17 protein-coding genes are annotated in these 22,369 nt (G+C 60.5%); 8 read left to right on the top strand and 9 right to left on the bottom strand.

Annotation, left to right across the window (positions count from 1 at the left end; all coding sequences use genetic code 11):
- Positions 1-48: 48 nt before the first annotated feature.
- Together RIE53_07015 and RIE53_07010 are read right to left on the bottom strand one after the other, a co-directional pair.
- Positions 49-561, bottom strand: coding sequence for a zf-HC2 domain-containing protein (locus RIE53_07015; GenBank protein ID MEQ9104433.1), 513 nt, complete (start codon positions 559-561; stop codon positions 49-51).
- Entirely contained in the window at positions 558-1,133 is a 576-nt protein-coding gene (locus RIE53_07010; GenBank protein ID MEQ9104432.1) for an RNA polymerase sigma factor, read from the bottom strand. Before RIE53_07010 ends, RIE53_07015 begins: the two co-directional genes overlap by 4 nt.
- Before the next feature lie 180 nt (positions 1,134-1,313).
- Between RIE53_07010 and RIE53_07005 the strand changes: the two genes are divergently transcribed.
- The 5 genes from RIE53_07005 to hutF all read left to right on the top strand — a co-directional run bounded on the left by RIE53_07005 (position 1,314) and on the right by hutF (position 7,925).
- Complete coding sequence (locus RIE53_07005; protein MEQ9104431.1) at positions 1,314-3,347, top strand: peptidylprolyl isomerase; 2,034 nt, start codon at positions 1,314-1,316, stop codon at positions 3,345-3,347.
- Positions 3,317-4,186 (top strand): peptidylprolyl isomerase, encoded by an 870-nt coding sequence (locus RIE53_07000; protein MEQ9104430.1) that lies wholly within the window; start codon positions 3,317-3,319, stop codon positions 4,184-4,186. The genes RIE53_07005 and RIE53_07000 overlap by 31 nt, the downstream gene beginning before the upstream one ends.
- Positions 4,187-4,272: 86 nt before the next feature.
- Positions 4,273-5,625 (top strand): peptidylprolyl isomerase, encoded by a 1,353-nt coding sequence (locus tag RIE53_06995; protein MEQ9104429.1) that lies wholly within the window; start codon positions 4,273-4,275, stop codon positions 5,623-5,625.
- Between the two features lie 41 nt (positions 5,626-5,666).
- Positions 5,667-6,656 carry an AAA family ATPase gene (locus RIE53_06990; GenBank protein ID MEQ9104428.1) on the top strand — a complete coding sequence of 330 codons (990 nt, stop codon included), beginning with the start codon at positions 5,667-5,669 and terminating at the stop codon, positions 6,654-6,656.
- A gap of 12 nt (positions 6,657-6,668) precedes the next feature.
- Entirely contained in the window at positions 6,669-7,925 is a 1,257-nt protein-coding gene (hutF, locus tag RIE53_06985) for a formimidoylglutamate deiminase (protein ID MEQ9104427.1), read from the top strand.
- Between the two features lie 39 nt (positions 7,926-7,964).
- On the opposite strand, the gene RIE53_06980 is transcribed toward hutF, so the two are convergent.
- Complete coding sequence (locus RIE53_06980; GenBank protein MEQ9104426.1) at positions 7,965-9,041, bottom strand: AI-2E family transporter; 1,077 nt, start codon at positions 9,039-9,041, stop codon at positions 7,965-7,967.
- A 35-nt stretch (positions 9,042-9,076) separates the two neighbouring features.
- Between RIE53_06980 and RIE53_06975 the strand changes: the two genes are divergently transcribed.
- The gene (locus RIE53_06975) at positions 9,077-10,798 is read left to right on the top strand and encodes a M23 family metallopeptidase (protein ID MEQ9104425.1); all 1,722 of its coding nucleotides are present in this window, start codon (positions 9,077-9,079) and stop codon (positions 10,796-10,798) included.
- Between the two features lie 47 nt (positions 10,799-10,845).
- On the opposite strand, the gene thrC is transcribed toward RIE53_06975, so the two are convergent.
- The 5 genes from thrC to RIE53_06950 are packed head-to-tail and all read right to left on the bottom strand — an operon-like array spanning position 10,846 to position 15,957.
- The gene (gene thrC, locus RIE53_06970) at positions 10,846-12,132 is read right to left on the bottom strand and encodes a threonine synthase (protein MEQ9104424.1); all 1,287 of its coding nucleotides are present in this window, start codon (positions 12,130-12,132) and stop codon (positions 10,846-10,848) included.
- The gene (locus RIE53_06965; protein ID MEQ9104423.1) at positions 12,129-13,067 is read right to left on the bottom strand and encodes a homoserine kinase; all 939 of its coding nucleotides are present in this window, start codon (positions 13,065-13,067) and stop codon (positions 12,129-12,131) included. The genes thrC and RIE53_06965 overlap by 4 nt, the downstream gene beginning before the upstream one ends.
- Entirely contained in the window at positions 13,064-14,122 is a 1,059-nt protein-coding gene (gene fbp / locus RIE53_06960) for a class 1 fructose-bisphosphatase (GenBank protein ID MEQ9104422.1), read from the bottom strand. Before fbp ends, RIE53_06965 begins: the two co-directional genes overlap by 4 nt.
- A gap of 42 nt (positions 14,123-14,164) precedes the next feature.
- Complete coding sequence (locus tag RIE53_06955) at positions 14,165-14,791, bottom strand: TIGR04282 family arsenosugar biosynthesis glycosyltransferase (protein MEQ9104421.1); 627 nt, start codon at positions 14,789-14,791, stop codon at positions 14,165-14,167.
- Positions 14,792-14,814: 23 nt separating this feature from the next.
- Positions 14,815-15,957, bottom strand: coding sequence for a cysteine desulfurase family protein (locus RIE53_06950; protein ID MEQ9104420.1), 1,143 nt, complete (start codon positions 15,955-15,957; stop codon positions 14,815-14,817).
- Between RIE53_06950 and murA the strand changes: the two genes are divergently transcribed.
- Positions 15,956-17,347, top strand: coding sequence for a UDP-N-acetylglucosamine 1-carboxyvinyltransferase (gene murA / locus RIE53_06945; protein MEQ9104419.1), 1,392 nt, complete (start codon positions 15,956-15,958; stop codon positions 17,345-17,347). The genes RIE53_06950 and murA overlap by 2 nt on opposite strands.
- 9 nt (positions 17,348-17,356) lie before the next feature.
- Here murA and RIE53_06940 read toward each other — a convergent pair whose 3' ends face one another.
- A complete protein-coding gene (locus RIE53_06940; protein ID MEQ9104418.1) occupies positions 17,357-20,770 on the bottom strand; it encodes a hypothetical protein in 3,414 nt (1,137 codons plus the stop codon).
- A 214-nt stretch (positions 20,771-20,984) separates the two neighbouring features.
- On the opposite strand from RIE53_06940, the gene RIE53_06935 reads away from it, so the two are divergent.
- Positions 20,985-22,367 carry an FAD-dependent oxidoreductase gene (locus RIE53_06935; protein MEQ9104417.1) on the top strand — a complete coding sequence of 461 codons (1,383 nt, stop codon included), beginning with the start codon at positions 20,985-20,987 and terminating at the stop codon, positions 22,365-22,367.
- The last annotated feature ends 2 nt before the right edge of the window (positions 22,368-22,369 follow it).

Here is a 22,369-nt window from a genome sequence, read left to right as displayed (position 1 = left end):
AAACCCGCATGATACGACGCATGCCGCGCCCGGGACGTGAAAAGACTGTCAGTTGGTCGATGCGTCCGAAGAGTCGGCTTCGATCGTAAGGCCCGGGTAGAACACATGGACATAGGACTCCTTGATTTCCGGAGGAGCCCACGTCACCGGGTCGGTCAGGTTGACCCGTTCGGCCTCGAAATGCACGGTTGGACCCGCACCGGGCGACACGACGGGAAGCAGGAAGCCAATGAGGAATACGGCCGCAATGGCGGAAACCCCGGCACGTACGGAAATGGATCGTCGCGCGTGCCACAAGGGTGCACGCTCCGAAGTACGGTCCCGTTGATCCCCGGCCGTCTTGATTTCAGCCAGGCGCTTGAAGAACCGGTCATCAGCCGCAGGCGGCAGATTGATGTATTCCTGACGACTCATGCGACGGAACGTCAGGACCGCCTCCATGACCGACCGGCACTCCTCACAGCTCGTCATGTGCGAGAAAAGTGCCTGTTGCCTCGAAAACGGCAGTTCCCCGTCCAGGTACAGGTTCAGTTCTTCCTGGTTGACAGTTGTGCAGCTCATGCCAGCCCCTCCCGCGTCGCGAACACGTGGGTTTCCTCGCGCATATTCTCCTGCATGACATCGGCGAGCTTTTTCCGGGCCTTGAACAGACGCGACTTCACGGAGCTGAGCGAATTACGCGTGACCGCTGCGATTTCCTCGTAGGAAAGATTCTGGTATTCCCGCAAGACGAGCACTTCGCGGTACTCCGGCTTCAACATGGCCAGGAAATTGGACACGAACTCGACCTGTTCGCTCTTGTCCATGCGCGTGAAAGGCGTCTCCGTCGTGGCCGTACGCTCCAGTACCTCCTGTTCGACGTTCACCTGACGTCCACCGGTCCGGATCTGGTTCAGGCATTGATTGCGTGCAATGGTGAACAACCAGGATCGGAACGATGCGGTCTTGAGCAGGCGATCACGGTTTTCGTACACCCGAAGGAAGGTCTCCTGCATGACATCCTGGGCCTGCTCACGACTCATGAGCATTTTGAAGCAAAAGGCGAATACCGGCCCTTTGAATCGATTGTACAGTCCCACGAAGGCGAACTCATCGCCGTTCTTGAAGGATTCGATCAGTTCGAATTCATCCATGTTCGCATTTATCCCCGCAGGATTGGTGCCTGGGTGCCGGCCCTTCCGGAATCGGTGTTCGATGTGTAGACCGTCATACCAATTCAAAGTTGCTTCACAATTCGGATTTTTTTGGAACCAACTGTATTCCCCTCGCGTGGACGGCTCCCTGCCGACATGAATCCAACGGATCTTACCTGCATGCCCAGATCTTCTTCTGCCTTTGCCACTTCCACCTCCGCCGTGGCCTTTGCGCTGGCCATGACGCTGTTGATTGGCGGATGCGGCAACACCGCGTCCACCGTTGTGCCACGGGATGCACCCGTTCCGGATGGAGATGTGGTTGCCGTATTCGGCGACCAGGTACTGACTGCCCAGGAATTCGACGAGCAATATGAACGAAGCGTCTCTTCCAGTGGCACATCCGGTGCGGACACTGCGGAATCCCGTTCGGAATTCCTGGAACGGTACGTCAATTTCCGCCTCAAAGTCCTGGAAGCAAAGGCGCTCGGATATCATGAACGAGAAGACCTGAGGACAGAGATGCTCTCCTATCGGGAGCAATTGGCACGCCCGTATCTGCTCGGGCAGGAGGTTACCGATCCATTGGTGCGTGAATTGTATGATCGCCGAAGTACAGCCGTCGAGGCTTCGCACATCCTCCTGACCGTTCCCGAGAATGCCCCACCCGCTGACACCATGCGGGCATATAGCCGGATTTCCATGCTCCGGGACTCCGTCCTGGCCGGTGCCGACTTCGGGGACGTGGCCAGCCGGCATTCCATGGATCCGTCGGCGCGGCGCGAGCCCGGTCAACCCGGAGCGCGTGGAGCGCTGGGCTGGTTCGGTGGCGGACGCATGGTCAAAGCCTTCGAAGACCAGGCATTTTCGACGGAGCCCGGTAACGTATCACCGGTCTTCCGTTCTCCGTTCGGATACCACATCCTCATGGTGGAAGACCGCATGCCCATGCCGGCCGCACGGGAGTTGGCACATATCATGTTCCAGCCCCGTGGACCTTCGGCAGCAGACTCCGCCGAGGCCGACAACCGCCTGTCCCAGGCCCTGGAACGCCTGAATTCGGGTGAATCGTTCGCTGAAGTTGCCGAAGCCCTCTCGGACGATCGGAACTCAGCCCGCAACGGAGGCATCATCGGAACGCTCTCCTTCGACCAGGGACTGCCGCCAGCCATGCGCGATGCCGCATTCTCCCTTCAGGAACCGGGGGATGTTTCGGAACCCGTGGAAACCCAATTCGGGAAACACATCATCCAATTCGTATCGGAATCTCCTCTCGGGGCGCTCGAAGACGAGTATGAATCCCTGAAAGCGCAGGTCGGACAACTTCCCCGTTCAGCGGCTGCCCAGACGGCCTTTGCACGATCCCTGCAGCGGGAACTGGGGGCGCGGGTCGATACGGCGCTCGTGGATTCCTGGACACGGAACATGTCTGCCGATTCCCTCTATCGCTGGTTGGTCCAGTCGGAGTTCGAGCCGGAAACAGGCCAGCTGCCCATCGTTTTCCTCGGGGACTCCACTTGGACGGTATCCCGGTTCGTCGAAGACTTCCGGACCCGTCGGATTCCCTCCCGATCCGGCGACGCCCGGGAAGGATTGCTGACCGCACTTACGGCCTTCCTGGATGACCGTGCCGTGGACTATGAAGTGGCACGCCTGGAATTCACCGATCCGGACTTCGGCCGCACGATGCAGGAGTTCCGCGATGGTCTCGTCCTCTTCAAGTTGATGGAAGACTCCGTCTGGACCGCGGCGTCAGGCGATTCCACGGGGCTTTTACGCCTGTTCGAACAGCGGGGCGACGCCTACCGCTGGCCGGATCGTGTTCGTGTCGCGTCCTGGTCCAGTCCGCGCAGCACGGATCTGGAAACGGTGAGGGAATCGCTCAGGATGAATTCCGGAAGGGACGCGATCGTTTCCGATACCACGCTCAGCGTCCGTTTGGATACCACGTGGGTGGAGTCCGAGACAGGCTCGGTCTTCGATGCCGTATTGCACCTGTCGGAGGGGCAGACCACAGACGTCATCCAGTACAACAACCGATTCCTCATGCTGGAGCATCTCGGAATGGAGCCGGCCCGGCCGAAGACCTTCGAAGAGGCTCGCGCGGAATTGGTGAACGACTATCAGCAGGTCCTGGAAGAACGGCTTGTCCAACGCCTGCGCACCAAATATGCCGTGCAGACGTGGCCCGAACGGACCACGGAAGCACGGTGATCCGGTCCCTCATATATCCCGGGCTGTTCCTCTTGTTGCTCGGCACCGGCTGTCGTCCCGAACCGGACTATGGAGACTTCGTTGCGCGCGTCGGCGATGCCACACTCACGCGTGACGAATTGGCCAGGATCCTGGATCGCAGGACGTATTCACTGGACAGCACGGAAGCCGCGTCGCAGATTGTCGAGCAGTGGACGACGAATGAGCTGCTGTACCAGGAAGCGCTACAGCGTGGTCTTCGCACCGATCCTGACGTGGTTAGGCTGCTCGCGGAGAACGAGCGTTCCGTCCTGATCAGTGCCCTTGTCAATGAGCTGTATTCGGATGAGGAAGATGCGCTCTCGGAAGGCGCCATCCAGACCTATTACGAGCAGCACCGCGATCAACTGGTCCTTCGGGAGCCCTATGCGCAGGTCCGCTACATTCCGGTCCGGAGTATTGCAGAGGCGGTATCGGTCCGAGACTCCCTGGACCGGTCCCTGGAGCCGCCGGACTTCGAACGACTGGTCATGGACCATTCCACCGATCCGGAGACGTCCCTGGCATTGGCCGATGCCTATTTTCCGGTCTCACAATTGTTCTCCCGGAATCCGGCACTGCGGAGTGTCCTGTTGACCCTGCGACCGGGCGACACCTGGGGACCGGTTGAACAGGACTCGCTGTTCCACGTCATCCAATTGATGGACCGTGTCGCCTCGGGAACGCTCCCCGAGTTGGAGATGATACGTCCGGAAATCGTCCAACGCGTCCAGATTGAATCCAGGAAACAGTTGTTCGCACGACAGGTTCAACGCCTCCGGACCCAGGCTCTTGCACGTGAAGGACTGGAAATCAAGTGATTCTGCCATCTCCCCCACCCGGCGGACGCATTGAGCGCCCGCCTTTGTTCGTTCTTACGGGACCCATCAACCATACTGTTTTGAACATGTACCGCATTCTGCGATCGTCCATCCTGGTAGTCGCCTTGTCTCTCACGGGATGGACAACAGCCACGGCACAGGATGAGCGCGTCATTGATGAAATCGTGGCCGTCGTAGGAAACGACATCCTTCTGGCTTCGGACGTGGACGGGTACGTGATTTCAACCATGAACCAGCAACAGATTCCGTATACAGACGATCTTTGGCGACAGGCTCTGGAACAGCTGGTGAATGACAAGGTGCTGGTCAATCACGCCAAGCGGGATACCAATCTGGTCGTCAGCGACCAGCAAGTCGAACAGATGCTGGACCAGCGTATTGGCCAGATGTCCCGCCGCGTCGGTGGAGAAGCTGTCCTGGAAGAGATGTATGGAAAGACGGTGCTCGAAATCAAGGCAGACTTCCGGGAAGAGTTCAGGGACCAGCTGTTGGCCGATCAATTCCGCGGGCAAAAACTCCGCTCCATCAAGGCCACGCCGTCCGACGTCCGCGCCTGGTTCTCCCGGTTCCCGACCGATTCATTGCCCACGCTTCCGGATATTGTCCAGGTGTCCCATATCGTACGGCTGCCTGAAGTCACGGACGAAGCCCGCGAAGAAGCCATGGAAATCATTTCGGCCATCCGGGATTCCGTCGTCGCAGGCCGACTGACCATTGAAGAGATGGCGGAGTTGTTCTCCGACGATCCTGGTTCCGCCTCCAACGGTGGCCTGTATGAGGACATGGCGTTGTCCGATGTCGTTCCGGAGTTCGCGGCGGTCGCCTCCCGTTCTCCGGTGGGGGTGTTCTCGCCGGTCTTCGAAACCGAATTCGGACTGCACTTCCTGCGAGTCAATGCACGACGCGGGGAGCGCATTGATTACAATCACATCCTTATTGCCTTCGACGAGCGGAAGTCCGACCCGGACAAGGCCATTTCGCTGCTTACAACCTTGCGGGATTCCATACTCACCCACGGCGCGCGGTTCGAAGTGCTTGCACGCGAGTTTTCCCAGGAAGAAATGTCCCGCTCACGTGGGGGACGCGTCTCGGATCCCCAGTCGGGAGAGCAGAATCTGTATATCGATGCACTCGGCCCCCTCTGGCAGCAAACGCTTGCGGGATTGGAGCCCGGTGACATCTCCGAACCCTCCGAAGTGCAACTTCTGGATGGCCGACAGGCGTATCACATTGTCCAATTGCACGAGCGCGTGCCTGAACACACGGTCAACCTGGAGACCGACTATGCCTTGATCGAGCAACTTGCTTTGCAGGAAAAGCAGGCAACCGTTTTATCCGAGTGGATGGACCGCCTGAAAAGAACGGTTCACATCGAATACCGGGGACGAGCTTCCGATCTTGCGGCTGCAACCAATTGAAGACCCAGGACGTCATCCCATACTGAACTACGCTTAGCCTCATGGAACTGAAGACCTCGCCGGCCACACTGGACGAACTCCACGAAAGCTACCGCAAGTTGCGGCAAGAGATTTCGAAAGTCATTGTCGGACAGGACGACATCATTCACCAGATCCTGGTTTCCATTATTTGCCGGGGCCATGTGTTGTTGATCGGCGTACCGGGCTTGGCCAAGACGCTGCTCATCCACACCATTGCCGATGCCATTGAACTGGATTTCAATCGGATCCAGTTCACGCCTGATCTCATGCCTTCCGACATTACGGGGACGGAAATCATTGAACAGGACCAGACAACGGGCGGGCGGCAGTTCAAGTTTGTCAAGGGACCCGTTTTTGCCAACGTCGTACTGGCTGACGAAATCAACCGAACCCCTCCGAAAACCCAGGCAGCCCTTCTGGAAGCCATGCAGGAACATCGGGTAACGGCCGCTGGCCATACCTACTCCCTGCCGGAGCCGTTCTTTGTCCTGGCAACCCAGAACCCGATTGAGCAGGAAGGTACCTATCCACTGCCGGAGGCGCAGTTGGACCGCTTCATGTTGAATCTGTGGTTGGACTACCCCACATTCGATCAGGAAGTCGATGTCGTACGGCAAACCACAAGTGCCCACAAGGCCCACGTACAGACCGTCATGCGGGCCGATGACATCCTTCGCTACCAGTCGTTCATCCGCCAGATCCCGGTGGCGGACAACGTCATCCAACACGCGGTCCGGCTCGTGGGAAAAACACGCCCGAACGGTGAGTTGGCCCCCGACTTTGTCAAGGAGTATCTGAGCTACGGCGCCGGCCCCCGGGCTTCCCAGTATCTCATCCTCGGTGCCAAAGCAATGGCCGCCCTCGACGGTCGGATGACCCCCTCCATCCAGGACGTCAATACCATTGCCGTCTCTGTTCTCCGGCACCGGATTGTGACGAATTTCACCGCCGAGGCCGAAAGTGTCAGCGGCGTGGATGTCATCAACCGGTTGCTCGAACATTCGGTCTGACCGGTGCCGGTCATGTCGGACGCGTGGTTCCAAGCCCGTTTTGCCCTGACCCCGGACGGTTGGCTTGAACACGCCGTCATCCATGTGGCGGACGGACGGATTGTCCGTATTGAACAAAATGACGGTAGCGTTCTTCCCCGCCGCTACGACTGCAATGTACTCGTTCCAGGATGCGTGAATGTCCATTCCCATGCATTCCAGGTCCTTTTGCGTGGAAGAACCAGTCGATTCCAGGGTCCCGATGACGACTTCTGGTCATGGCGCGAATCCATGTACCGGACGGCCGGTGAAATGCGCCCCGATGCCCTCTTCCGCATTGCCGAGCGGCTTTATACGGAGATGAGGGGATCGGGATATACGACCGTTTGCGAGTTCCATTATGTACATGGAGCGCATGTCGGGGCCGACCTGCCCCTTCTCATGGCCCGCGCCATCCAGGCTGCGGCCCGCAGTGCCGGTATTCGATTGGTGCTGCTTCCGGTGCTGTATCGGTACTCCGGGTTCGGGTCCCGTGCGCCGCGTCCAGAGCAGCGTCCGTTCATCCTGGATACCACGACATATCTGGAGTTGTTCGATGCGGTGTCTGACGGCTACGGGACGGTTGGGTATGCTCCCCACTCTCTCCGCGCTGTATCGGAAGATGACATCCGGACGCTGCTCGCCCACCGTGCAGCTTCTCATCCAAACGCTCCGGTGCACATTCATGTGGCAGAACAAATGCGTGAGGTCAACGAATGTGTCATTGCGCTGGGCATGCGACCGGTCCAGTTCTTGTTGGACCGCTTCAAGCCCGACGTCCATTGGTGCATGATTCACGCTACCCATATGGATGACGGGGAGCGCCGGCGACTGGCCTCATGTGGAGCCACTGTGGGGCTGTGTCCGACGACCGAAGCGGACTTGGGCGATGGCCGCTTCCAGCTTCGTCCGTTCCTGGCATCCAAGGGATCCATCGCGATCGGATCGGATAGCAATGTGTGTACGGATGCGGCCGAGGAAATCCGCTTCCTGGACTATCAGAATCGCCTGGAGACGCGCAGAAGGAACGCCTTCCAGGTTCCGGCAGGCACTGCATCGGGCACGTGGCTGTACCAGCAGATGCTTCGCGGTGGTCGAAGCGCAGCCGGTACCGATACCGGACGCCTGGTTCCGGGTGATTGGGCCGATTTCCTTGACCTGTCCGGGAATGGTGATCCCGACGATGTGCTTGGGGCCTGGATCTACGGAGATCGTAGTCGTATCCGTGCCACGTATGTTGGCGGGTGTTGAGCCACCGGTCAACACCGGCGGACGCCCCGCGCCGGCCAATCAGGTACTCGGATCCACCGGCGGCGTATCCACCTTTCCACTCATCAGGATGGATATGGGCCGCAACGGCTCCATGTTCTCGAAGAGGATCTTGAGCGTGGACGTGATGGGAACGGCCAGAATCATTCCCCAGAGGCCCCACAGCCATCCCCAGAGGATGAGGGAAACCAGAATGAGAAGAGGGCTCAAGTTCAGGCGGAATCCCATGACACGAGGCTCCACGACGTTGCCCAACGAAAGCTGGACCGTGCCCAGACCGAAAATGACCACAAACGGGATGACCAGTGTTTCGAATTGCAGCAACGACACGGCGAACGGAAACAGGACGGCGATTGTGCTGCCGATGTTGGGAATGTAATTGAGAAGAAAGGCCAGGAATCCCCATATGAGGGGAAAGTCCACGCCCAGGAGGGACAGGACCAACCAGGTCAGTACACCCGTTGCCAGACTAATGACGGTTTTGGTTACCAGATACCGTCGGACCTGTCCATCCACGTTGGAGACCAGGTCTGCAATTTTCTCCGCGTACATGGGCGGGAACGCGACGCGCACTTTTTCGGCCATCTCCCCACTGCCCGCCAGGATGAACAGCATGAAGAGCAAAACCAGGAACGTGGTGCTGACAAAGGACAGGAACGAACCCACTCCCGTCGTGACTGCATTCGTCACGTTCGACCACTGGAACGCATCGCTCCATTGGAATTCAGCCACGTCCACATCGAAGCGCGATGCAGCACGGAGCAGCGCGGCTTCGAGGTCAGCGGCTATTACCGTGGCCTTGGCCTCATACTTGGGCAATTCCTCAAGGAAGGACTGCGTGCTGGAGAACAGGACCCACCCTACGAGGAACAACACGGCAGACGAGAGGATGAGCACGCCGAACAAGGCAATCGGCATGGGAACCCGCTTGCCTCGAAGCCACAGGATGGCCGGTTTGAAGATGATGGACAAAAGGAACGCAATGACCAACGGCATGAGCACCGCCTTCAATTGGAGCAGCGTGACGCCGAGAACAAATACAGCGATCGCGCCCAGGAACACGAGATAGAGATTACTATTCTTGGACTCGATAACCATCAGAATTTATGCGTGGACTCCTTCCTGTTTTGGCCGTGGCAGTGCTCGTTCTATCGGGCAGCGCTCATACGGATCCGTTTCCCAAGGATTATTTTCAATCACCGCTGGAAATTCCACTGCTGCTTTCCGGCGGGTTCGCCGAAATGCGCAGCAATCATTTCCACGCCGGTCTCGACATCAAGACCGAGGGGCGAACAGGACACCGCGTCCGCGCCTCCGCAGACGGATGGGTGTCCCGCATAAACGTAAGCCCGACCGGCTATGGAAACGCGTTGTACGTCAATCATCCAAACGGGTATCAGACCGTATATGCCCATCTGGACCGGTTCTCGGATGACATACAGGCCTACGCAAAGGAACTCCAGTACGGAAATGAATCGTTCGATATCCAGACGTTTCCGGAAAAAGACCGTTTTCCGGTACGCCAGGGAGATCTGATTGCGTGGTCCGGCAACACCGGTGGTTCGGGCGGCCCGCACCTGCATTTTGAAATCCGCGATGCCGCCACGGCTGAACCCCTGAACCCGATGTTGTTCGGGTTGCCTGTGATAGACAGCACCGCACCCCGGATCTTCCGGGTGAAGATCTATGCGGCCAGCACGGGAAGTTCGGTCCGCCTTGAAGACACGCGGAGTGGTGGATGGCGGCGACTGGGCCCCGGTGAATCCGCCATGATCGATGTTGTGGCCTCCCCTTCCGGTCTCCGTTTCGATCGGATAGGTCGGATTGAGGCGTCCGGCCCTGTCGGATTCGGAATCCAGACCCATGACTATCATGACGGCTCGAACAATCATCTGGGTCCGTACCGGATCCGGCTGGATGCCAACCTGACAACGGTGTTCGACATGGAACTCCAGCGATTCTCGTTTTCCGACACCCGTTTTCTGAATGCTCACGTGGACTATGCCGAATATCAGTCGTCCCGGCGCTGGGTACAACGTAGCCACGTCCTCCCGGGCAATCGACTCCCTCTCTACGAAGCACACAACAACGGGTGGGTGAATGTCCCCTCGGATGGATTCACGGAAATGACCTACGTCGTTGAGGACGTGGCCGGAAACACCAGTCGGCTCGTATTCACCATCCATGGCCTGGATGAGGAGCCTGCGCCCGCTCCGCGTGTCGACCAGGACCGATGGGTGGACTGGCGATTCCCGTTCACCCTAGCGACGCCCGATCTCGCCGTCCGCGTTCCGGAAGGCGCCGTATATGACTCTTTTGAACTGGACTATGCCGCCCTCCCGCCCGGTTCTCAATCGCTGTCCGCGCGCCATCGCATCCACCATTCCGGCGAGCCCATTCACAGTTCCGTGAACGTACGGATTGCAGCCGACCACATCCCGCCACGACTGCGGTCCAAGGTCCTTCTCGGGCGTTTTGACGGTGAGGGCAATGTGTCGTCTGCCGGTGGTGGCTGGTCGGCAGGGAACGTAGCAGCGAATGTGCGTTCGTTCGGCGTTTATGGAATTGTGGCCGATACGACAGCACCCTCCATCCGCCCGCTGAACATCACGCGCGGGGCGTCCATGCGGGGCAGGAGCAACGTGGCCCTGCGCGTGCGCGATTCGTTGTCTGGCCTGGCACTGTTCGAGGGACGCATTGACGGGGAGTGGCGCCTGTTCGAATACGACGCCAAAAACGCCCTGTTTACCCACCATTTCGATGAGCGCACGGCACCCGGTTCGCACGTTCTGACCATTCGGGCCGTGGACAACAAGGGAAACGAGAACCGGATGGAAATCCCCTTCAGCCGATAGGACACTCCCTGGAAGGCTGTTCAACCCGTGGAGTCCCCGCGTTCCAACTACTCCGCAGTCCGAATGAGTTCAGCGAGCTCATCGTCGTCCGCTGCCATTTCGTGCACGCAAATGGCAGCCCCATCCAGCAAGGCCAGCCGGGAAGGTTCGTCCGGCACATGACCCGTCGCGGACTCCACGATTTCGGGAAACTTGGCCGGGTGGGCCGTGGACAAGACAACCGCCGGCGTCCCGACCGGACCAGCTTTCCCGGAACGTATGGCATCCTGGGCGGCCGCAAGTCCGACGGCCGTATGGGGATCGGCCAGGTATCCGTGCCTTTCCCAGACATGGCGCATGATTTCCCGGGTACGTTCGTCTGAAATCCGGGCTCCCCGGACCGTCTCCCGTACGCGGCGTGACCGGAACAGGGATGCCAAACGCTCGAAATTGGAAGGCGCACCGACGTCCATGGCATTGGACAATGTCTGTACGGACGGTGCAAATCCGGCTGAGGGATTGTCCAGCCAACGGGGGAAAAAGTCGTTCTCGTTATGGGCCGCCACGAATCCGGAGACTGGCATGCCTGAAACCGCTGCGAGCACACCGGCCGTCAGGTTTCCCAGATTGCCCGACGGTACGAAGAACATGGGCGGTCGATCACACGCCAGTGCCGCATGGATGTAGTACAGCATCTGCGGCAGAAGGCGACCGATGTTGATGGAGTTGGCTGTCGTCAGGCTGTGCTCCTTCAAACCGGCATGTGAAAAAGCGCCTTTGACCAGGCGTTGACAGTCATCGAAGGTACCGCGGACCCGGACGGCGGTGACGCCGGGGCGCTTGATGATCAATTGCCGCTCCTGCACGGGGCTGACCTGCCCTTTCGGGAAAAGCAATACGACGCGCACGCCAGGAATACCTGAACATCCATCTGCAACCGCACTGCCCGTATCGCCAGACGTGGCTACCAGGATGGTCACGGGTTCTGCCGCAAGCGCGCCCAGCATCCTCCCGAGGAACCGGGCGCCAAAATCCTTGAACGACAGCGTCGGACCATGGAACAGTTCAAGCAAGAGCGGGCCCTCCTCTTCAGCCACAGGAATCAGGGGGACCGGGAAGTTGAACGCATCTTCAATCAGATCCCCGAGCCTGTTGCCATCAAGGACGCCGTCCAGCCATACTCCCAGCACCTCCCGCGCGGTATTTTTGAAATCGTCGTGCTGGAGCCCGAGCGGCAGTTCAGGTATGCGTGTGGGGAGATACAAACCGCCATCGGGAGCAAGTCCTTGCAGGAGCGCCTCGCGGAACGTCACGCCCACTCCCCCGCTTGACCGTGTGGATACATACCGGATCATGGTCCTTCGAGACGTGCGCCACGTTCATCCGGACGGGACACCCGTACATGACCGTCAGCCCCCATTTCCCGGGCGGCGCCGAGCATGGCCTGTGCGACACCCGCCGCATGGGCAGGATCCCGGCATACCGCAAACATGGACGGGCCGGAACCGGAAAGGGCGCATCCGAATGCACCTTCGGACAATGCCCGCTGTTTCACGGTCCCGAAGAACGGAAGCATCCGCGCACGAACCGGCTCGATCAGTGCATCCTCCATGATGGCCTTCCCGAACGATTCCGGGCTCCCGGCGGTGAGGGCCTGTACGAGCATGGCCAATCGACTGGCATGCCGGACAGCATGAGCCAACGGAATGGACGCAGGCAGTTCTGAGCGTGCAGAACGGGTCGTGACCTCCACGTCCGGAAGCAGCACCGCGAAATGAAGATCATAGCCGGGATTTAGCCGCTCGTAGACGAACGGGTTGTCGGAATGGGACAATACCGTACCTCCAAGCAAACACGGAAGTACGTTGTCCCCGTGACGCGCGCCTGATGCCACGGCTTCACCGGCCAGGGCGGCTTCAAGGACCAGCGCATGTTCCGATTCCAGGCCCATGAGCCCCGCAGCAGCCAGCGCACCGGCCACGGCACTCGAAGCAGAACTGCCCAGCCCCGTTCCTGCGCGAATGCCCTTCCGGATGGTCAAACGGACACCGTGCAAGCTGCCACAGGCATTGAGAACGTGTGCGGCAGCCACGGCTGCGGTATTCATGTCAGGGGCCGACGGGCCTGTCCAGATGCTGTCGGGAGCGTGATCGACCACGACCCCCGGCTCAGACTGCCTCTCCGCTGACACGCGATCTCCCCATCCCTCGATGGCCATACCCAGGCAATCGTAGCCCGGTCCCAGATTCGAAAGGGACGCCGGCGCCAGCGCTGTACACGCGGTCCTCACTTGGCCAGCGATTCAGGCTTGTAGGTCCGCTTGCCGGACAGGAATTCCTCGGCCGTACGCACCATGTCCAGACTGCCGATGTACAGGGGCGTCCGCTGATGCAGTTTCCTCGGTACCACGTCCAGGATCCGTTCGCGACCGGTGGATGCGGCGCCACCTGCCTGCTCCACGATGAAAGCCAAAGGATTGGCTTCGTACATCAAACGCAGCTTGCCATCGGGATTCTTGTGCGTAGCCGGATAGATGTACAGCCCACCCATCAACAGATTCCGATGGAAATCGGCAACGAACGATCCAATGTATCGCGTACTCAGGGGGTGACCCAGCCCGGCGTCTTCGTTCTGCATCCACTTGATGTGGGCTTTCAGACCATCCTCGAACGAGTTGTAATTGCCTTCATTGATGGAATACATCTTGCCGTCGCGCGGCGTCGTTATATCCGGGTGGCTGAGGAGGAATTCGCCGATGGCCGGATCGAGTGTAAAGCCGTTGACCCCGTGCCCGGTCGTGTACACCAGCATCGTGGACGATCCATAGACGATGTATCCTGCGGCAACCTGTTCCGAGCCCGGCTGCAGAGCGGCTTCCAGCGTGGGTTCCGGAAACTCTTCCGACAGGCGGTAGATGCTGAATATCGTACCCACCGATACGTTCACCTCGATGTTGGATGAGCCGTCCAGTGGATCCATGAGCACGATATATTGACCGTCGCTGTTTCCATTTGCACGAATGGGGATGGCCTCCGAGTGCTCCTCCGACCCGATCAGGCAGCACTCCCCTCCTCGTTTCAGTGCCCGGACGAACTCCTTGTGCGCCAGGGAGTCCATGACCTGCTGCGTCTCGCCCTGGACATTGATCTCACCCGTTGCCCCGAAAACATCGACAATACCGGCCCGGCGCATGTGCCAGTTCACCAGCTTGGCTGCCACGCTGATGTCGCGCAGCAGGCGCGAGAAGGCACCCGTTGACTCACTGACCTGCTCCTGACGCTCTATGATGAACTGCTCGAGCGTCTTGAACGCCCCCATCTCGAACTGACGACGATCCGATGACATGAAATAACTGGATTGTTGGCTGTTGATGGTGAAGATACACACTCAGGGGCCGATGTCCTCAAGGACCGTCTGCAGTTCGGCATCGCCGTCCGGGGATCGTGCAAGCTCGTGCCGCAATCGGGCCAGGTCCGGGGCCTGATCGATATCGTACCACTCCGGCAGTACTACGACCGGTATCCCGATTCCTTTCACGCGGCGCAGGGTTTCGTCGAACACCGTGTCCACCGAGAATTCCATGTCCTCGAATACGTCGGGCACCAGTCGTGTCATGCCCAGCAGGTAGTATCCTCCGTCTTCCGAAGGCCCGATAACCATATCACCCGATGCTTCGAGCGCACGGAATGCCGTTTCCAGATGGGCCACCGGAACGGTTGGATGGTCACTCCCTATCAGGACCACGGCAGAGTACCCCTGAGCGAATCCGTGGGTCACGGCGGCCGACATTCGCTCCCCCAGGTCCTGTCCCGTCTGGGCGATCACCGGAATGCCCAACAAACCGTCCCCGACGCGAGGGTTGCCCGCCAGATGAAGCTCGACGTCCCAGTCGGGACCCGCCATCCGGCGCAGTGTCGCACGGATCATCGCACCATTCAGGCGTGCGGCTTCTTCCGGGCGAAGTGGCGGAACCAGGCGGGTCTTCACCCGACCGGGCTCCGAAGCCTTTCCCATGATGATCACCAATCGCGTCCGCGTCATGCCTGGCGCTGCATGCGACGGATGACCGCGACTGTCCTGTCCACGGCCAGGTCGATTTCCTCCGCAGTGGTTGCGTGCCCCAGGGAAAACCGGACGACCCCACGTGCTTTATCGCCGGTTATCCCCAGGGCGGCAAGGACATGACTCGGCTTCAGTGATCCACTGCTGCATGCCGAACCTGCCGATACCTGGACACCGGCCATGTCGAGTCCGAGCAGCAACATCTCCCCGTCCAGGCCCCGACCATCCTGTGCGAAGGTCAATACCTGCAGGATGTGTGGTGCGCAAAGGGCAGGATCATGGGGGGTGATGCGCTCCACCTCGTTGCCCAACTCGGCGTACAGACCGCTCCACAACGCCTCCCTCAGCACACCGATGCGCCGCGCGGTCCCCGATACGTCCACTTGCGCACGGTCGAGGGCCTCGGCCATGCCGACGATGGCAGCCACGTTCTCCGTACCGGAGCGCCGGTCGCGTTCCTGTCCGCCTCCCACCACCAAGGGTTCAAACCAGCCGTTCCGCCGGGCCACAAGCACGCCTGCGCCTTTCGGTCCACCCAGTTTGTGTGCTGAAAGCGTGACAAAATCGCATTCTGCCACGAGTGGCTTCAGCGGGTACCATGCCGCACTCTGAACCATATCCGAATGGACCATGCACCCTGCTGGAAGCCCCGCCGGGGACGCGTCGAGACTGTTGCGGGCGCCCGTTTCATTGTTGACATGCATGAGCGAAAGGAGATCTCCGGGGCGAGCCAGGGCCGCGAGGGCCGTCAGATCCAGTCGGGCGCCCGCACCCGGGTCGGCAAAGCGGACGTGCGTACCGGAACGGGAAAGGCGCTCCACCGGCGCCAACACGGCATCGTGTTCCGTCCGGGACGTGACCATCCCTGCAGCTCCTGTCCGGATGACCGTATTGTTCGACTCCGTTCCCCCGCTGGTGAATACCACCTCCGAGGGCTCTACGCCGAGCATCGCGGCTATCCGTTCCCGCGACGTTTCAACCGCATGACGGGCAGCGCGACCCCGCGCATGCACCGACGATGCATTCCCCCAATGGTCCCGAAGAAACGGGAGCATGGCGCGGAACACCTCGTCCCGGAGCGGTGTCGTAGCGGCGTGGTCCAGGTAAATGGCATCCATGCTCACGCGAACGCGTGCGGAGCAGGACAGATCCTGTACCCGAACCCTCGACATCCTGCATCCCCTAACACCCTCCGGCATCCCCATCATGGAAAAATTGGTCATCAGAGGCGGCAATCCGCTGCGTGGCACCATTCCCGTCAGCGGATCCAAGAACACGGCCCTGCCGCTCATGGCCGCAGCGCTGCTGGCCGATGGTCCGGTGGAATTGGCACACATTCCGGACTTGAAGGACATCCAGACGTTCAGCCGGGTCATGGGTGTGACCGGTGCCCGCATTGACTGGTCCCCGGCGGAGAATCGTCTGTCCATCCACCCTGAAGGCATGAACCGTGCCGAAGCTCCGTATGAGCTGGTCAAACGGATGCGGGCGTCGTTCTACATGCTCGGCGCGTTGTTGGGCAGGATGGGGAAAGCCAAGGTATCCCTGCCCGGCGGATGCGCCTGGGGACCGCGTCCGGTCGACTTGCACATTGAGGGGATGCGGGCACTCGGGGCATCTATCGACCTGGATGCCGGATATGTGGTGGCAACCGCACCCGGCGGTCGCCTTCCCGGCGGATCCTACACGTTGCATCCATCCTCCGTCGGTGCCACCATCAACTTCATCCTCGGAGCGGTGACCGCGAGCGGGTCGTCCGTGCTCAAGAATGCGGCCACGGAGCCGGACGTGGTGGTCTTCTGCGACATGCTGACCCGCATGGGTGCGAGGATGTCGGGTGTCGGGACCCGCACCCTGGAAATCGAGGGGGTCAATTCCCTCAGCGGCGTGTCATTTGCGAATTGTCCGGATCGCATTGAACTGGGTACGTTCATGATTGCCGCGGCCATGTGCGGCGTTCCCGGTGAGCCGGTTACCCTGACCAATGCCAATGCCGACCAGCTGGGCCGCGCGTTCATCCAGGCCTTCGGCCAGACCGGTGCAGCATTCGAAACCGCCAACGGCATCATGACGGTCACGGCTCCGGACGAGCTGACGCCCGTCAGTGTGGCCACCGATGTGTATCCGGGCTTTCCCACCGATCTGCAGGCGCAGTGGACCGTTCTCCTTGCACGCAGCAACGGGAATGCCAAGGTGCTGGAGACCATCTATCCGGACCGTTTCAAACACATTCCGGAACTCCGTCGGATGGGCGTGAATGCGATTGTCGTCGGAAACGAGGTGGTCATTGAAGGAGGCCACCACATCCAGGGCACGTCCGTCATGAGTACCGACCTGCGCGCCAGCGTGAGTCTCGTTTTGGCCGGCATGATCGCGGATGGGGAAACGCACGTCCAGCGCGTGTACCATCTTGACCGTGGATATGAGCGGCTGGAAGTCAAGCTGGCCAACGCGGGCATTGATATCCGACGCGAAACGTACGACGAGTGGGCCGACCCGGGCGCATGATGGACAGGCTCAGAAAAACGCGGTCAACTGGAATCTCCCGGTATGGATGGTCGATCCCCGGGATGGTTTTCGGCCGTCGTATCCCAGTCGGGCCGTAAGGGATTCGTTCAGTTCGGCCTGGATACCCAGTCGCCACAACCAGGAGCTCCCGCTTCCCCGGCCGTCCGTCAATTCCCAGGCAACCAGTCCGGCACGGGCGGCGTCCAGGTTGTTCCTGGCATGTTCGATTCGGACGGTGGAACGGGCCTTCGGCCCCCATTCCCGGACCACTTCCAGCGGGATTTGAAGGACCCGGGCGGTACTCTTGAATCGTTTTTCCCGTTTCCACGCCAACAAAGGTGCCGCCTTGACCGTCCAGCCCTCGGGCCAACGATATCGGAGCGACGGCTCAACCTCACGCCCCAGGATATCATAGGAGCGTGTGACAAAGGCACTGCTTTCAGACGCCTCCACCTCACGCGCCAGTCTAAGTCCCCATTCCAAGTGTGTGACGGGCCGATAGCGGAATGACGCCTGCACGATCGATGCCGTACGGGATTCGGAGCCGGTAGACAAACCATTCAGGGAGCGGACCACCTGAGCCAGAAGATCCAGTCCAAGAATGTGTGCAGCCGGAAAGAAGGATACCCGTTGGACCAGCCTCAACCGCCCCTGGATGGTTTCGCCCGGAATCCGCAGGGCCGACGGCTGCAGAGTATAAATGGCTCGCCTGTCCGCGGAGCGGCTGTTCTCCATGACCTCTATCGTACTTGACAGTCCCATGCGGCGCAACAGGCTTCCTCCTCCGACTTCACGATCCAGACGAACCCGGGCCTGTACAGAGGTGACGGCTTCCAACGAATCGGCCGGCAACAATGCCCGGACATATTCGCCTTCCGACGGGTTGGTTTCAGGAAGGAATTCATCCACCTGGATGATGCCATCCCCATTGAAATCATCCCATACGTATTCGCCGCGCTCTGCGCCGGTCCGGACGAATATCTCCTGCAGCACGGCCGACCGCTCCGACCGGGCATTGTAGGTCGCAAGCAGTCGGATACGGTCGTTGAGCCGCGTGTTCGTGGACAGCCCAAGCAACAGGGCGTGGTCTGCTTCGGCGCCCGCCACCGTCGTTCTCCGGCTGCCGACATCCATGGTCCACTGACCCCGACTTCCCTGGTACGCCGTACCCGTCTGGACCATCCAGATCCGGGCATCCGAACCCGAGGACACCGCTGCGCCGGACGGGCCCTGTATCCAGCGGGTTTCGTCGCGGATGGTAGTGGTTACCTGGCCCGACCAGGAACCGGACCGGGCCGTGAGTCCACCCGTGTATTGAAGGAAATCCGGCGCGGCGGACAGCATGGGCCGGGCATTTTCCGTGTCCAGGTGTTCGGATTTCCACGTGACGAACGGCCGTATGCGCCACTCGGCAGGTGCCCCCAGACGTGTCGAATACCGTCTCCACCTGCCCTCCAGATCCTGATCCACGCGATGCGTTTCCGTCTGTTCGGCGCGGAAGGCCATTTCGGGTCGATTGGACTCCACGGAACCCAGTTCAGCGAAAACCGAGCTCCCGTTGAAGACGGCACCCAGATCCAACCGGTCGAACCCGACGGCGAGTCGCGTACTGTCCCCCCGGCCGACCATCACCTCAGCACTCGAAAGGTGCTCAGGGACGCCAACCAGGGCATTCCCAAGCAGGTCGGACGGGTCCAGGTTCCACATGTAGGCAAAATCCACGTCCCGGGTGCGCGCAAAGGAGGCAAAATGGGCGCTCCGCCGGGAGGATTCCAGGCGGAAGGAGGACCAGAATGAGCGCATGTGCATGCGTCGGGAGTGCACGTCCACCCGCCATGCCAGCCCGTTATCATCTTCATGGTCGAGGGACGAAAGCGTATTCAGGTCACGACGGGAGGTTGCCACTTCACCCGACACCCGCACGCCAGGAATGCCATCCAGCGTAGTCCTCAGGACCAGGAGGTCCTGTGCCGTCGGCGCGGACAAGGGTACAACAGGATCATATTCGCCCTGTCCGGGACCCGCATACGTATATACGACACCGTTCACGGCCAATCCGGTCCGCTCATAGTTCCCATTTCCGGGACCCACCCGGGAGAAGATCACGCGATACACGTCCGTTCCAGGGTCCGGCGTTGACGTGAGTACGCGGAATTGCTCCGTGCCATCGGCTGCCGTTTCCTTAACGTACTGGGTGTACGGGGCTTCCGGATTGTACGCCACCACGCGAGCCCCCGACCGAACCGCCCGTTCATCCCCTGCCTCCATGACGGCCAATGAGTCCGCTGCCGTGAACGCGAGTTCCTGGGTGAAGGCCGATCCATCCGCTTCCCGGATCCAGGTCACGCCGGCCGTCCCCAACCTGCCTTCGGATCCGAGTCGAACGGTGGCATCGGACAGAAGGAATGTACGGGTGAACTGGTTCACTGAATACTCGAACTCAACCCGGATACGGGTCTCCCTGCCAATGAGATGCCGTGCCGTGAACATGATCTCGGCCGTGTGGTAATCCATGGTATAATCCGCCAGCTCACCCCGTTCGAGAAGGGTGCCATCCAGATAGACCCGTTCCGATCCGGGTACGACCAGGATGAACGGCTCCCCTTGATCCCCCCGCAACCGGTACGGCCCCTGCACACCATCCGCGGTATCCAGTTGCTGGAACCGGAAACGCCCCTTGGAGACCGCTCCGACCGCCCCGAACTGTGCCAACGAGCGTGGACTTCCGGTCTGGAATTTTACGCCCTGTAAATTGCGGCGGACACGGCCGAATTGACCAGCGTCCGAGCGTACCTCGATGTCCCCCATGTCCACCATGCCCTGACGGGAGGCGATCCGGATGAAGACCCGGTCCAATTGGTCCAGCCGGCGTGTCGTGCCTTGGGGCAGGATGGGCGTATCCTCATCGGTAAGGGATGCCGTGACCTGCACTCCTGGCGCTATCTCCCCTTCCAATTCGAACTTGAGCGCCGACTCGACACTTGCGTCGCGTCCGGATCCTGCGACCACACCACGCGTGATGGACCCGGACTGAACCAGTCTGGATGCAGATGCCTGCACATGAACGTTCCCGCGTTCCCCGGCGTCCGGAGGACTTCCCGCCTGGGACGACCAAGCCGATCGAACGGTGCCCACAGACAGCGGGATGTACTGGTACCGGGCGACCAGCACCCACGAAGCCGTGTCGGCAACAAGTCCCTGGAACGAAACCAGGCCGCGCTCCCAGTCCACGCCAGATGCCTGGATGGGCTCGTCCCTGCCGGCATCCCGCAACTGCAACGTGCCCTTTATGAGCCACGGCTTCAACAGGAAGGGGCCGACACCTGAGACCTTCAACGTATCGTGACCGACCGTCCACGACGGTTCCGCGTCCTGCGCTGCCGCCCCGGGTGGCGCGGCGAGAAGGACCAGGACCCAAGCCATGGTGAACACCCTACCACACATCCATCCCATCGGACCGATACGGATCATACAGTGGAAGGTCGAACGGAAATGCATGCGTTCAGGATGGTTCACGAATGGCGTACCCACGGTGATGTGGGCAGTTTCCCTACGACCACATGGTGGATTCCTGCTTGCCTGACCTGACGACAGAAAGTACATTGGTCTGCCACGTTCACTATTCCTTCGAAAAGTCATGGGTCAGACGGATTCCACTGTCCGCGTTGCCATTGTAGGTGCCGGCCCCGCCGGTTTCTATGCCGCCGAGCACCTGCTCAAACAATCCGATATTACCGTGGAGGTGGACCTTTTCGATCGGTTGCCCACACCCCACGGGTTGGTGCGGGCTGGCGTCGCGCCCGATCACGAAAAAATCAAGAACGTGACACGCGTTTTCGACAAGACCGCGGCCAGGGACGGTTTCCGGTTCTTCGGGAATGTGGAATTCGGTCGCGATCTCGCACTCGCCGATCTGGCCCGGCACTATCACTTCGTGTGTTTCTGTACCGGAGCCCAGGTAGACCGCTCCCTGGGCATCCCGGGCGAGGATCTCCCGCGCAGCCACTCTGCTACGGAGTTCGTCGCGTGGTACAACGGTCATCCGGACTTCAGGGATCTGACGTTCGATCTTTCGCAGGAGCGGGTGGCCGTCATCGGCGTCGGAAACGTGGCCGTGGATGTCGCGCGCATCCTGTGCCGCACCGTGGATGAGCTCCGCCGGACCGACATTGCCGATTACGCTCTGGACGCGCTGGCGGAGAGCCGGGTCCGCGAAGTCATGATGGTGGGTCGGCGAGGTCCGGCGCAAGCGGCCTTCACCTTGCCAGAGATCAAGGAAATGGGCGAGTTGGAGACGGCATCGGCCCGGACCCTGGCCGAAGAAGTCACCTTGGACCCGCATTCAGCGGCTGCGCTCGAAGCCAATCCTGATCGGGCCACGACATCCATCCTGGATGTGCTCCAATCCTACGTGGGGGGCTCCCGACCCGGAGCGGAGCGGGAGTGCCAAATCCGATTCCTGCTGTCACCGGTCGAACTGATTCCGGGAGACGACGGCGGAGTATCGTCCATCAAACTCGTCCGGAATCGGCTGGAGCCCGGCCGAGGCGGTCGAATCTCGGCCGTGCCGACCGACGAGTTCCAAAGCTGGCCGGCCGGCTTGGTGTTCCGGTCTGTGGGTTACATGGGGGTCGCCCTCCCGGATGTTCCTTTCCGGGACGATTGGGGGGTCATCCACAACGACAAGGGACGCGTGGTGTTGCCCGATGGCGCGCGCGTAGACGGCGTCTATGCGGCAGGTTGGATAAAGAGAGGCCCCAGTGGCGTCATCGGGACCAACAAGCCCGATGCCGTGGAGACCGCCGAATGCATGTTGGAAGACTGGCGGTCCGGCATCCATTTCCATCCCGCTGCCGGCGACATCCGGTCATTGCTGGACGAACGCAGGGTCCCGTGGATCAGTTATGCCGATTGGCTTCGTCTGGACGAAATGGAGCGTGAACGCGGTCTATCCCAGGGACGTCCGCGCCTCAAGTTCACACGTACGGCCGAGATGCTGGCCGTTCTCGGACGAACCTGAGA

The sequence above is a fragment of the Rhodothermales bacterium genome, from assembly GCA_040221055.1.
Lineage (GTDB): Bacteria > Bacteroidota > Rhodothermia > Rhodothermales > UBA10348 > 1-14-0-65-60-17.
This window is presented reverse-complemented; position numbering and strand designations above follow the sequence as displayed.